Raw genomic sequence first — 13,731 nt, forward strand, 5'->3', positions numbered from 1 at the left:
ATTGCGTTTCTGCAACAGTAGCAAGCTTTTATGTTTCCTATTATCCTCATTTAGGCATCATCATGATTGTCTGAGCCTAATCTTTAATTTTACCCATGAATCCCTAAAGCCACTTTAGCGAACCGGCTCATGCGATCCATGCTCCAAGCTGGCTCCCACACGAGGTTGATGTCGCAGGCGGTGACACCGTCCACTGACAGTACTGCGTCGTTGATCTGGTCAGCCAGCAGGTTGCCTAACGGGCAGCCCATGGTGGTCAGCGTCATGGTAATCACGCACTGACCCTGATCGTCAACGTTAACATCATAGATCAGCCCCAGGTTGACCATGTCGATGCCCAGCTCTGGGTCAATCACGTCTTCCAGTGAGGTCATCACTTTGTTTTCGATGGGTGAAAATTCTGCGCCAACTTCTTCAGCCATATGCGCTTACCTCCTCATTACTGTGCGAGAACGCCATGAACCACCATGACTTCGCCAGCTTCATCAGGCGCTTCCAGCCAATGGAATTCGCCAGGTTGCATCACAACAGCCTTTCCCGGAACCAGTGTGGTAACATCGTCATCCGTATGAAACTGAATCGACCCCTTGATGGCCACCACTGTCACGGTCATCAACGACCGGTGACGTTTAATGGTCTTACCCTTTGGTAAAACTAACCGGACAATCGACAAATGACGTTCTGACAGCATTCGATCCGGTCCTTCTGAAACTGTTGTATCTGGTGTTAAAACCTTCATAACCTAGTGACCTCCAACGACAAAATTTTATTTAACAATGTGCACGTCGCCCTTAATGAAACGGCGACGGAGAACGTACCAGCAAATTAACGCGGTCAATACCAGCAGTGCGATACCTAACTGGTAACTGCCCGTCCAGCCTTTGATCCAGCCAACGACCAGTGGTGGGAAGAACCCGCCCAGGCCACCGACTGCACCAACGAAACCAGTAACGGCACCGGTATTACCCTTTGAAACGTAAGGAACCATTTTAAAGACAACACCATTGCCCCAACCGGCAGCAAGTCCAGTTCCCACAATCCCCGTCACAAACAGGATTTGAGAATCAAATGAGAACATGATGACTAACGAGAAGACCGCAATGAGGATGAAAATCCACTGCAGCATCGACATTGGCCGGAACTTATCCGCAGCGGCACCGCCGATTGGCCGAATGATCGTACATAGAAAAGCAAATAAGGCGGCGTAAAGTCCGGCAGTTACTGCGTTGACCCCAAAAATATCACCCAAAAACATTGGCGTCAAATTAGTGAATGACACAAACAGCCCGAAAGTTAAGAAGTAGAACAATGACAGGTACCACGTACTGCTTTCCTTAGCAACGGAAAGAGCGCCGCTGACAGACTTCGTTTTATCCGTTGGCATTTCCTTACAGAAAATTGCGAATAACACCATAATGATCACGGTTAAGACCATCAAAAAGTGATAAACGCTGTTAAATCCGCTGGAAGCAGAGATTCGTGGTAAGGTCAAAGCTGCTACAGCATTACCCATGTTACCCATGGCAACGATCCCTAACGCGAAGCCCTGCTTTTCTGGCGGGAACCACACCGAAGCGTACGAAACACCCACGGCAAATGACGTACCGGCCATCCCCACTAACAGCGCCGCGAACAGTAACATACCGAACGTATGAACCTGAGTGATCATAAACAGTGGGATGAGAATAAAAATCATTAAAATAATGTATACTTTCTTGCCACCGTATTTATCGCTTAAAATGCCAACCGGAATCCGCATAATCGATCCCAGTAGTACGGGTGTTGCCAGCAACAGCGTTTTTTGACCAACTGATAAATGGAACATCGTTGCCACTTGGGCAGCTAGCGGCGCAAAATTAGACCAAGACATGAAGCAGACAATCATTGCGATAGTTGCTAGGATCAGCGCCATATAAGCATTATAACGTGAACCATGTGCGACATCTTCTTGAGTAGCCATTATATTAACCTCCTATTTGACTCATGTGGCGCCAAGTTGGGGCCTTGTCAATAATTCGATCAGTTTCAGACATTGCCATTTCGTGATTCAGCGGCTTATTATCCAAGGCCTTTTGAATCAATGCCCGGAAGACTTTCTTATCCGGAATAGCTTTGCGAATATCAATTTCTTCATTCCAGTACAGACAAGCTTTCACATAACCATCCGCCGTGATCCGCAAGCGGTTACAGTTTTCACAAAACTTCGAACTGATGGGATGAATCAATCCAAAACTGCCTTCATAACCTTCAATTTGGTAGTTATCAGACGGCCCATTACCCTTTAATTCAATTGGGTGGTAAACCATGCCGGCTTCGTCTGCAGTTTCAAAGACACTCTTTAGGCCAACATACTCCTTCTTCCACGTCCTCATCGAGTTACCAATGGGCATAAACTCAATGAAGCGGACATTCACATCATGGTCCTTAGTATAATGTAAAAAGTCTAGGACTTCATCATCGTTTTGCCCGCGAATCAGGACAATATTCAGTTTAATCTTCTTAAAATGAAGCTTACTGGCAACGGCAATGCCTTCCAGCACCTGATTGATGTTACCGCCACGAGTAATTTTCTTGTAACGGTCGGGTTTGAAAGTGTCCAGACTGATATTTAACCGATCCAGTCCCGCGTCTTTCAAGTCCTTAGCTAACTTAGCCAGAAACAAACCGTTAGTCGTGATAGAAACGTCATTGATGCCATCGATTGCTTTGATACGCCGAACGATTTCAACAACATCCGTACGCAGCAGTGGTTCGCCACCCGTGATCCGGACCTTTGAAACACCCATGTCAGCGAAGTTTTGAATCATCAAAACGATCTCATCTTGAGATAAGACCCGGTCTGTTGGAAAGAACGGCAGGCCTTCCTTTGGCATGCAGTACACGCACCGTAAATTGCAGCGGTCAGTGATCGAAAGCCGGACATAATCATGCAGCCGATCATATTTATCGTAAAGTTTATCCATTATTATTCCTCCTAAACATCAGCTGAAAAATTCATCCTAGCCGCCACTTACCGGTGGAATCAAAGCAATTTCATCGTTTGAACCAACTTCTAACGGTCCGCTAGTGGTGAATTCCTGATTAACTGCTAACCTTGCCGTACCAATCAATTGACGCAAATTGGGTGACGCATCCGCAACGGCTTGTTTAATTTGATCGGCAGTCGGCTGCTCCTGCACAGAGACGGTGATGACATCACCTAATTGTTCTTGGAGCATTGCGAATAATTTCACGTGAAGCTGCATACTCAGTCCCCCCATCTCACGGCATCAGTGTCCGTTTCTTTCTTCCAGATCGGTACCTCTTTCTTCAAGGTGTCGATTAAGTACTCACACCAGCGAAAAGCATCGCCGCGGTGAGCAGCTGCCACCCCAACAAACACCGCCTCGTCGGTTAATTCTAGGTGGCCGGTTCGATGAGCGATGACGACCCGCGCACCCTTAGCTTCAATCGGCGCTGCCAATTTTTCCAGCTGTCTTTCAGCCATAGGATGGTACGCCGAGTAATCAATAAAGCGCGTCTCGATATTACCCGTCCACTGTCGCACCGTGCCGATAAAGGTCACGATGCCGCCATACTGCGGATCTTTCAATTTTTGATACAGCGCATTCACATCAATCGGTGAATCGCTGATACTGAGGTAATACATACTGATCACCCGTTTTCATAATGTTGATTACAACTCCTATTATTTCAGAAGAATATTCCTGATTGAATTAGTCAATTCCCTAATTCATTCCAAAAATAGCAAAATGCTATACTAAGCGCTAGAAGGAAGGCCAAAAATGGCCACGGTTCATAAGTAAATCTTTAATGAAGGGAGCTGAAAATTATCTCACGGTCAAGACGTCAATACCGAATTCTCTGGCTTGCAGGTATCAGTCTAGTTTTGTTAGCACTTGTGTCGCTGTGCTTTGGTAATTATCAGATTCCGCTCTCTCACTTGTATGATGCAATTATTGGTGAAATCACCCACCACACGCTAGTCAGCCCAATTGAAACCAACATCATTTTTAGCTTGCGAGTTCCCCGTATGCTGGCGGCAGTGGGCATCGGCGCAGCGTTGGCAATTTCTGGGACAGCCTATCAAAGTATCTTTCAAAACCCCTTAGTTTCACCAGACCTGCTGGGGGTCTCTAACGGTGCGGCCGTTGGGGCGGCATTAGCCATATTGCTTAACTTACATAGTTTTGGTACACAAGTGCTGGCACTACTTTTTGGCTTGGTCGCCGTTATCCTTAGTGTCACTATCCCGCGGTTAATGGGGCGCTCCACTAACCTAACCTTAGTGCTGGCCGGCGTCGTTGTTAGCGGACTGATGCAGGCCATCCTAGGACTCTTGAAGTACTTAGCGGATCCGGATTCGCAGCTGCAAAGCATTGTTTATTGGCAGCTTGGCAGCCTGTCAAAAGTAACGGTGGGTAATCTAATCTCAGTCCTGCCGATGATGATTTTAGGGTTGGTTGTGCTGTTCATCATGCGCTGGCGGCTTACCGTGCTGGGCCTTGGTGACGCTGCTGCTCAAAGTATGGGTGTCAACGTGGCGTTCGAGCGGCGAATCGTCGTCTTCTGTGCCACGCTGCTGACCGCCGCCTCAGTTTGTTTGAGCGGTCCCATTGGCTGGATTGGACTGGTAGTACCTCACATGGCGCGCATGCTGATTGGACCAAATACCCGCTACTCGTTGCCGCTATCTGGCTTGATTGGTGCAATCTTTCTGCTGCTGGTAGATACACTGGCACGAACCCTCTCAGCTGGTGAAATCCCGTTAAGCATTCTCACCGGCTTTATTGGCACACCGATCTTCATCTACATTCTGGCAACTAGGAAGGTGACTTTACGATGAGCTTATTACAAATCAACCAGTTAAGTTTCCATTATTCTGGTCAGTCCAACTTGTTTAATAACCTTAGTTGCAGCTTACAAGATGGCGAAATATTGACGATTCTGGGTCCCAACGGGATTGGCAAATCAACCCTATTAAAATGCCTTGTGGGCTTGCTGAAGCCAACCTCCGGAACGGTCAAAATCGAAGATCAGCCGCTGACTCAGTTATCGCCGAAACAATTAGCTCAAATTGTCGCCTACGTTCCGCAGCACGTTCCTGATCCGGGCAGTTTAACGGTCAGTGACTATCTCGTCACCGGTCGGACGCCTTATCTGGGATTTGCGCAAACCCCTGGCGATGATGACTATCAACGTGTTAAAAACACGCTGGCTAAACTCAGTTTGTCCGACCTGAAAAATCAGCCAGTTAATACTTTGAGCGGCGGCCAACTTCAAATGGTCGCCATTGCAAAAGCCCTCGTTCAAGACCCTAAATTAGTAATTTTAGATGAACCCACTGCTGCCCTGGACTTCGGCCGGCAAAAACAGGTTATCCAGTTAATTCAGTCGTTAGCTGCTGATCATTTTGCAGTCTTGCATACTACACATAACCCAAATCACGCGTTTATGCTAGGTCATCAGGTGGGGTTGTTTTCCCATGAGGGTTATTTCGAAACTGGTCAAGCTGATCAGCTCTTAACCGAAGAACGGCTTAAGCGGACTTATGGGACAGATTTGAAGTTGCTTTATGAGCCGAAGTTAGGACGCTATGTATGCGAGTTAGTTTAGAAAATTCTAGACAATAAAAAATATCCTTCGTATTGAAGGATATTTTTTATATGCTTATTTTGCGTTCCACGAGAAAGCAATACACGTTGGGCTGCCGGTTTTAGCCATCAGTCTTGGCTGGCTTAACTGCCCATTAGCCTCTACGTTGTAACGATAAATCGTATGCGTGTTTTTATTTGCTATATACAAATGTTTGGAAGCAGGACCTAAAGCAATGAAACGAGGGTGACGTCCCAGGCAGCTGACGTTACCTAATAAGGTTAGATACCCCGTTCTTTGGTCAACTGCGTACCAGGTAACCGAATTATGTGAGCGGTTTGAGACGTAGATATAACGACCGTCATTATCCATTGCAACGCCACTTGCCCAGCAATCATCCGTCTCTGTATCAGGCAGCGTGCTTAAAATCTGCATGGGGATCATCGTCCCGTTGAGTTCATCATACACGTAAAAGGTAATCGTACTGTCACGCTCACTAACCAAATAAGCGAATTTACCATTGGGATGCATAGCAACGTGGCGAGCTTCAGCATTCAACCGTGTCTGACGTTCAAAAATCTGTTTCAAAGCACCCGTGTGATCGTCGAAGTCAAACACGACCACTTTACTGATCCCCGCTTCGCGACCCTGACAGGGAACGAGTATTCTTTGACGGGTTTGGTCAAAACAAATCATGTGGGGATGGGAAACCTCGCTGGCGGTCTTGCCAGCTACAATTTGATTAGAAGCTATTTTGACCAGTTCCCCGGTCTTTTCATCCCGTTCAATCGTCACGACGTTACCAGTCTTCAAAAACGGCACGATGAGATACTTGTTATTGTCTGAAACAATAATGTGAACCGGATTTTGAGCATTGTTCACACTAATCGTATTCAACGCTTTTAATTTACCATCCGTTAAAACTTTAAACGCCATGATTTCACTAAAATCACCTGAAACGGCGTACAGGAATCGTTTTGTTTTATCCAGTGTCAGAAATGATGGGTTAACTAACCCCTTGGTAATATCGACTAGGTCCCAGCCACCATCATCATTTAACCCATAAACCGAGATTCCTTCACCAATGGCATGACGTTCCTTGGTCGTCCGGCAACCCACATAAGCATACTTTTGATAAGCCATAATTATCACCCTTACCTTCACTCAAAGTTACTAAACCAAATGTTCATTCTTAATATTAACCGCTTCCTCTGAAGTGGTTACGCTTTCATTTTTTGACACCTTTACTTTTTTACCAAATTTTGCAAATGGCCGGTACAGCGTCATGATGATCAGTGGTGTCAGCAGTGCGACGTACACATCATTAATCCCAAACGGATCACCTAAGACAAACCACGCTGTAGCAATAATGGCAGTCCCAATCAGTGAAATATTCGCCCCTCTAGTATCAGTGAAATGCGGTAAGTAGAAAGCAACCACGGCAACAATGGCAATGGAAACCCGAACCGCCTTTGTGAAGAACGACATTGACAGCACTTGTGGTGTAATCGAGGCAAAAACGATTGGTAACAAACCAACAACCACTGAAATGATCCGGGTAGTCCGTAACTGCCGCTTCGGTTCTGGATGCCAATGAGGCACGTAGAAATCTTCCACGATCAGTGAAACGGCACCCAGCGATAGCGCGCTGACAGCAATAAAAACGGCAGCTAATAAGCCGGTAGCAACGATAGCTGCCACAGCCACGTTCATTTTACTTAAGAAGGATGGCAATGCGTATAAACTATTGAGATGAGGGAATAAATAACGGGCACAGACCCCGATCAGTGCTAAAACAATTCCCAGTGGCAGTGTAATTGCAGCTGCTAAGAAAGTTGACTTTTGAGCGCTTTTCGCATTTTTGGAGGAAGAAATCGATTGCAGAATATACTGGGTTGAAAAGATTGAACCCGTTGAGGTGATCACCCAGCCAATAATCGTACTCCAGCCTAATTTACCGGCCCCGGAGAAGTAATAGTGCGGTAATCCGTGCATCACGGGTCCCAGTCCGTGAGTGAGCATTAAGGCCACGATCAATGTGACAACCACACCCAAGTATTTCACAAAAGTATGAATCATTGTGACGTAAGCCATACTCTTCATACCACCGATACAGAAGTAAAAGGTCCCAACGACGCCAACCACAATCATCGCGACCTGTAAATTCAGGCCCAGGATCGTCGAAAGAATACTGGCACCGCTAATGTAATTGGCAACATTGGTTAAAAATAACGCGTAGATCATAATAATTGACACAATGTACTTCGTTGACGGACCAAATTTATCTTGTAAGATCCCTGAGATGGTGAAGCCGCCGGTACCGTATAACTTTTTAACGATAAATAGGCCGTAAATGATAAAGCCAATCGTTGCCGCAATAATTGACCACATGGCAGCAACCCCACTGGTAAAAGCCGTCTGTGACGTTCCGACCAGTGTCACTGCCCCAATAAATTGGGACATCAGCAGCACACCCACAACAAACGTTGGCATTCCCCGGCTACCAGTCATAAAATCTTCGTTAGTTTTACCGCACCACCGAACGCTGAGATAGCCAGTTAAAATAATATAAGCTACGACAACACCGAGAATAATGATGATTGAAGTTGAGTCCAGCTTCATTGTTTTCGCCTCCATATACCTGCTAATGAAATGTTTCACAATTGTAACCATAAGAATAAGAATCATTATTGTATGAACAATTAATTCTCATTCCTAATGTCTACCGCTTCACTGTTGCGTATTTTTTGCTCAGCAGTGTCAACAGCTGTGAAACGTAGTCTGCCGTCGTAAACTGCCTATCTGCGTTTGGTAAATCAGACTTATTACTCATTGCATTCAACGATTGCGTTAGCTTCTCTGCCTGCTCCACATAACCAATATGATCCAGCATCATTGAAACCGCCCGCAGTAAGCTTCGTGGATCGGCATAGTCTTCTAGATGGTGTTCAAACAGCCATGGTGCAGTTCCGTGAATGGCTTCGAAAATGGCATAGTGGTCACCGATATTAGCTGAACCAGCTGACCCTAAACCACCGGTTAACTGAGCAGCAATGTCAGTAATAATGTCCCCGTATAGATTAGGTAAAACAACCACTTGAAGAGCCTTATTAAAGTCGTCGTTGTGCAAGTTTGCAGCCATTGCATCAACAAAATATGGGGTGACAGTGATACCCGGATAATCCTTACCGACTTCTTGACAAACCTTCAAGAAATTACCATCGGTTAACTTAACGATATTGGCTTTGGTGACCACCGCAACGTCGGTTTTCCCGTGGCTTTTAGCGTATTCAAACGCCCGGTGAGCTAATCTGCGAACTTCACTTTGCGTCTGAACAACCATGTCGACGGCCAGCTCATCATCAACTTGAATTCCCTTACTGCCGAATAAATACGGTCCCTCAATATTTTCTCTAAAGAACGTCCAATCCTGTTCTTCTGAGAGTGACATTGGCCGGATGGCAGCGTATAAATCGAGGTTGCGACGTAGAAAGGCATTGGCGCTTTCTACGTTTTTAACCCCACTGACTGCCGATTTCGGTGTCATCATCGGTCCCTTTAACAATACGGAGTACTGTCTAATACGGGGCATCACCTCTTTGGGAACAGCTTCGCCAGTAGCCATCCGGTCGGCAATCGTACAGCCTTCAATTTCTTCAAATTTAAAACTGCCGTTCTCGATTTCCGGCGCCATTAGTTCGGATAAAACCCTTTCCGCTTGCTTGATCAATCGCGGACCAATCCCGTCTCCAGGCAAAATCCCGATGGTATTTTGCCTTTGCTCTGAAAGCCGTTGATTTTTCAACTGCTGTTCGCGGTTCTTTTCGTCACTGATTAACTTGGAAAAACTTGCCGTTGCCTTGGTTAAAGTTTGATTATCCATGAATTCTCGCCAGCATTTCTTTGTGATCTAGATTGATTAAACAACCTGAAAGTAAAATTTTGCGTTCATCTTCAGTTAATTCACCAATATCAAACGTCTCAACTTTCCACACGCCATCATGATAGAGATAACCCGTTAGACTATCACTGTCCTGCTCCAAAAATTCATGAATACCAGTCAAGTAGAGGTAATCACCAGTCTGAGCATCAAAATTCTGATTGAGTAGTGGCAGGATTCCCCAGTTGATCAAGTTTGAACGGTAACGTTTCGTCGCGTATTCACGAGCCACATTAACCATCCCGCCAAGCACTTTCTGGCAGGAAGCGGCTTGTTCTCGAGCCGATCCATCACCTGGACGATTGGCGTAAATCATGGTACCAAGCATCACGTTCTTCGGATCAGTATCAGGAAATTCTGACTGCATGGCTCCATAAATAGCTGCTAAGGTTGTATCAACTTCAGTTGGGTCACCATTATCCTTTCGAACTTGTTCTGCCTGTCTCATCGTCTTAGCTCGACCCACGTATTCGGGAACTTTTCTGGAAAGTGCGAAGCCGGCTAATCGTTCAGGATTGGAACGGTAACTTGAAGTATCACCGGAAGGAATCAATTCATCCGTAGTCGTTACGGGGTCAGTTAAGAAGGCTGCAATCTTCACCAGCAGCTGATCCGGCATCTCATCGAACTTAGGCCAATCCTTAATGTTTGGACCAAAAGCTAATTGTTCGTTACCATCAGCGTGACCTTCACCATGGAAAATCAAGTTTTGATAAATTTTCGGGTTAAATTGATAGATCGGTTTTGCCGGCTCTTCATAGTCTAAATCAGTAGCAGCCGTAATCGCCCCGCCATTTAGAGCTGAGGCGGCAATGGAACGGGCGTCCATCAACGCAACTGATGACAGCTGACCTTCTTGCGGTTTAGAACCTTCACGATGAATGAAGTTCCGGGTAGTGTGACGAATAGCCAAGGCATTATTCGCTGGTGTTTCGCCGCCACCGAAGCAAGGGCCGCAAAAGGCTGTCTTGAAAATTGCGCCAGCCGTCATCATGGAAGAAGCCTCGCCAGTATCAACTAACCGCTGGTAGATCGGCATACTTGACGGATAAATTGACAACGGGAAGTCCTTGCTGACAACGGCATTACCATCAAGAATATGAGCTGCAGCCCGAATATTACCAAAGGTACCGCCCGCACATCCTGCAATGGATCCCTCTTGTGCATACAGACGACCATCATGAACTTTGTCACGTAAGTTTAACTTGAGATTGGTGCCATCCAACTGCTTTTGACCGTTTGCTTCAACCTCGGCCAAAATATCGTCCAAGTTGTCGTTTAATTCATGAATGCTAAACGCATTGCTTGGGTGAAACGGCAACGCAATCATTGATTCAATCTGACTTAAATCAATATCAATGCACCGGTCATAGTAGGCCCCTTCACTTGGAGCAAGCTGCTTATAATCAGCCTCACGGCCATGGATTGCCAACCAGTTTTTGACCGTGTCATCGGTTTCCCAAATTGAAGACAAACAGGTGGTTTCCGTTGTCATGACGTCGATACCATTTCTAAAGTCCTGATCTAATTCGTGGATGCCTGGTCCGATAAATTCCAAGATTCGGTTCTTAACAAAGCGTTTATTGAAAACTTCACTCACCAAACTCAGCGCAACGTCTTGCGGGCCAATCCCCGGACGCGGTTTCCCAGTAAGGCGAATGGCAACCACCTCTGGGTAACCCACATCATAGGTCTTCCCCATCAGCTGCTTAACTAGTTCGCCGCCACCTTCGCCAATCGCCATAGTCCCCAAAGCACCATAGCGCGTGTGGCTGTCTGAACCAAGAATCATTTTGCCACCGCCGGCCATCATTTCACGCATATACTGATGAATAACCGCCACGTGAGGCGGTACAAAGATACCGCCATACTTCTTCGCAGCTGATAAACCAAACCGGTGATCATCAGCGTTGATAGTACCCCCAACAGCACACAGACTGTTGTGGCAATTGGTCAGCACGTACGGCATATCGAAATGCTTAATGCCAGACGCCTTAGCCGTCTGAATAATACTGACGTAGGTAATATCGTGTGAACAAATGGCGTCAAATTTTAATCGTAAATCTTTCATCGACTGACTCGTGTTGTGCGCTTTAATAATCTGGTACGCCATTGTCTTGGCACGTCCAGCTTCAATACTCGCTTCATCAGCGCCATCGGCAGCAATGAGCTGACCATTCTTATAAAAGTGCCCGTTTTCATGCAATAACATGTGCATCACTCCTATTCCGCATTTGGTTGAGCCGTCCGCCCCATTTAACCGTTTCAACATCTTCTGGACTTATTGGTGTCGTAACCTTAAAGTCCTTTTTTTGTGTTTCATTAGTCACCGTGGTTTCACCGTCAGCTGTCATTTCATTAAGGTGAACCGTCAGGACATCACCCTGCTTAATAGTTTGATAATCGGCATCGTTTTCAAAGGTCAGTGGCACTACGCCCCAGTTCACTAAGTTTGCTAGGTGCAATCGGGCAAAGTCTTTGGCAATGATTGCCTTAATGCCCAGGTAACGTGGAATAATCGCGGCTTGTTCCCGACTGGAACCCTGACCGTAATTTTCACCAGCAACTAAGATACCGCCATTGGCCTTCTTAGCACGGTCTGGGAAAGTTTCATCGATCGTCATAAACGAATGTTTGGAAATTTCTGGAATATTTGACCGAATTGGCAGGTATAAAGCACCAGCGGGGCAAATATGATCCGTAGTAATGTTATCCGGTAATTTCAGTAAGACTTCTCCGGACTCAATTTCTTCATGTTTATCAAAGTGAGGAATTGGTTTCAGATTTGGCCCGTAATGAACTTCATCAACCTTCATTGGTTTGTAAAAGAGGTTGGCTGGTTCATCGAATGAGTCGGGCAGATCATAGTGGAAACTTGGAAAATCAAGGTCCCGTGGATCTGTAATAACCCCGGTGATTGCTGAAGCTGCTGCTGTTTCTGGTGCGGATAAGTAAACTTGGTCGTCCTTAGTACCGCTTCGGCCTGGGAAGTTCCGGGGTGTTGTTCGAACTGATACACCGTGTGTTTGTGGCGCAAAGCCACAGCCGTTGCAGCCACCGCACATTGGTTCAAAGATCCGGACGCCGGCATTAACTAATGGACCAAATGCCCCGCGTTTAATGCTTTCGGTAATCACCGTTCGAGTTGAAGGGTACAGGGCTGCATCCACCGAATCACTGACCGTCCGTCCTTCAAAGATATTGGCTAACGACAGCACGTCATTCAGCGCGGTATTTGTACAGCTTCCAAGCATTACCTGATCAATTTTGGTTCCAGCAACTTCGCGTACCGGAACAACTTTACCGGGCGACGACGGCAGCGCAATTAATGGCTCAAGCTTGCTGAGGTCAATCTCAATCACATCGTCATAATGAGCATCTTCATCGGCGCTCAATGGAATCCAGTCCTCTTCGCGATGATAGGCATGCATCCAAGCCTTAGTGTTTTCATCACTAGGGAAGATCGATGTTGTTGCTCCGGTTTCAGCACCCATATTCGTAATCGTGGACCGTTCTGCAACGTTTAAGGTTGCCACACCAGGACCGGCGTATTCCAGCACCTTTCCAACGCCGCCTTTAACGTCGATTCTGCGAAGCACTTCAAGAACGATATTTTTAGCGGATACTTTTTCTGGTAAGTGGCCCGTCAAATGAACCTTGGTAATGAATGGCATTTTAATAAACAGGGGTTCACCAGCCATTGCCATTGCGGCATCAAAACCACCAACACCAACCGCAAACATACCTAAACCACCTTGGGCTGGCGTATGAGAGTCGCCACCGATCAATACTTTTCCAGGGACTCCAAAGTGTTCAAGGTGTAACTGGTGGCAAATACCGCTGCCTGGTCTGGCGCAAACAACGCCATACTTGGAAGTCATTTCCTGTAGGAAACGATGATCGTCAGCATTTTTGTAATCCGCCTGAATCATATTATGATCGATATACTGCACCGATAGCTCAGTTTTCACATGATCAATACCAAGTTGATCCAAAGCTAAAAATGTCATAATCGCATTTAAATCATGACCCAGTGTTTGATGGGCTTTAATACCTATCCGACTTCCTCTTTGATACATATCACCTGCTACTAATGCGTTTTGAATACACTTTTCTGCCACAGTCAAACCCATGGTGGTCACCCCTTTGTGATTTAATTTACAAGTTTAGTATACGGTAGCGCTTTCATAATGTAA

General features: G+C 46.1%; 13 protein-coding genes. 2 read left to right on the top strand and 11 right to left on the bottom strand.

Features of this window, described 5'->3' with window-relative positions; genetic code table 11:
- Positions 1-89: 89 nt before the first annotated feature.
- From JUE95_RS01835 to JUE95_RS01860, 6 genes are read right to left on the bottom strand one after another with little or no spacing between them, the layout of a single operon-like run.
- Positions 90-422 carry a metal-sulfur cluster assembly factor gene (locus tag JUE95_RS01835; RefSeq protein WP_203648778.1) on the bottom strand — a complete coding sequence of 111 codons (333 nt, stop codon included), beginning with the start codon at positions 420-422 and terminating at the stop codon, positions 90-92.
- A 17-nt stretch (positions 423-439) separates the two neighbouring features.
- Positions 440-739 (bottom strand): cupin domain-containing protein, encoded by a 300-nt coding sequence (locus JUE95_RS01840; protein ID WP_168924189.1) that lies wholly within the window; start codon positions 737-739, stop codon positions 440-442.
- Between the two features lie 27 nt (positions 740-766).
- The gene (locus JUE95_RS01845; RefSeq protein ID WP_203648780.1) at positions 767-1,960 is read right to left on the bottom strand and encodes a nitrate/nitrite transporter; all 1,194 of its coding nucleotides are present in this window, start codon (positions 1,958-1,960) and stop codon (positions 767-769) included.
- A gap of 4 nt (positions 1,961-1,964) precedes the next feature.
- Complete coding sequence (moaA, locus tag JUE95_RS01850) at positions 1,965-2,963, bottom strand: GTP 3',8-cyclase MoaA (RefSeq protein ID WP_203648782.1); 999 nt, start codon at positions 2,961-2,963, stop codon at positions 1,965-1,967.
- 36 nt (positions 2,964-2,999) lie between these two features.
- Positions 3,000-3,245: a MoaD/ThiS family protein gene (locus JUE95_RS01855; protein ID WP_203648783.1), complete on the bottom strand. Its 246-nt coding sequence runs from the start codon at positions 3,243-3,245 to the stop codon at positions 3,000-3,002.
- Between the two features lie 2 nt (positions 3,246-3,247).
- Positions 3,248-3,649, bottom strand: coding sequence for a molybdenum cofactor biosynthesis protein MoaE (locus JUE95_RS01860; RefSeq protein ID WP_203648784.1), 402 nt, complete (start codon positions 3,647-3,649; stop codon positions 3,248-3,250).
- 180 nt (positions 3,650-3,829) lie between these two features.
- On the opposite strand from JUE95_RS01860, the gene JUE95_RS01865 reads away from it, so the two are divergent.
- On the top strand, positions 3,830-4,846 hold the full coding sequence (locus tag JUE95_RS01865; RefSeq protein WP_203649125.1) for a FecCD family ABC transporter permease: 1,017 nt from the start codon (positions 3,830-3,832) through the stop codon (positions 4,844-4,846).
- Positions 4,843-5,616 carry an ABC transporter ATP-binding protein gene (locus JUE95_RS01870; RefSeq protein ID WP_203648785.1) on the top strand — a complete coding sequence of 258 codons (774 nt, stop codon included), beginning with the start codon at positions 4,843-4,845 and terminating at the stop codon, positions 5,614-5,616. Before JUE95_RS01865 ends, JUE95_RS01870 begins: the two co-directional genes overlap by 4 nt.
- Before the next feature lie 54 nt (positions 5,617-5,670).
- On the opposite strand, the gene JUE95_RS01875 is transcribed toward JUE95_RS01870, so the two are convergent.
- From JUE95_RS01875 to JUE95_RS01895, 5 genes are all read right to left on the bottom strand, one after another.
- On the bottom strand, positions 5,671-6,738 hold the full coding sequence (locus JUE95_RS01875; RefSeq protein ID WP_203648786.1) for a lactonase family protein: 1,068 nt from the start codon (positions 6,736-6,738) through the stop codon (positions 5,671-5,673).
- 30 nt (positions 6,739-6,768) lie between these two features.
- Entirely contained in the window at positions 6,769-8,217 is a 1,449-nt protein-coding gene (locus tag JUE95_RS01880) for a sodium:solute symporter family protein (RefSeq protein ID WP_203648787.1), read from the bottom strand.
- A gap of 100 nt (positions 8,218-8,317) precedes the next feature.
- On the bottom strand, positions 8,318-9,478 hold the full coding sequence (locus JUE95_RS01885) for an isocitrate/isopropylmalate family dehydrogenase (protein ID WP_203648789.1): 1,161 nt from the start codon (positions 9,476-9,478) through the stop codon (positions 8,318-8,320).
- Entirely contained in the window at positions 9,471-11,747 is a 2,277-nt protein-coding gene (locus JUE95_RS01890; RefSeq protein ID WP_203648790.1) for a hydratase, read from the bottom strand. The genes JUE95_RS01885 and JUE95_RS01890 overlap by 8 nt, the downstream gene beginning before the upstream one ends.
- On the bottom strand, positions 11,734-13,668 hold the full coding sequence (locus JUE95_RS01895) for an aconitate hydratase (RefSeq protein WP_203648791.1): 1,935 nt from the start codon (positions 13,666-13,668) through the stop codon (positions 11,734-11,736). The genes JUE95_RS01890 and JUE95_RS01895 overlap by 14 nt, the downstream gene beginning before the upstream one ends.
- Positions 13,669-13,731: the final 63 nt, after the last annotated feature.

This window comes from Secundilactobacillus yichangensis, from assembly GCF_016861565.1.
GTDB lineage: Bacteria > Bacillota > Bacilli > Lactobacillales > Lactobacillaceae > Secundilactobacillus > Secundilactobacillus yichangensis.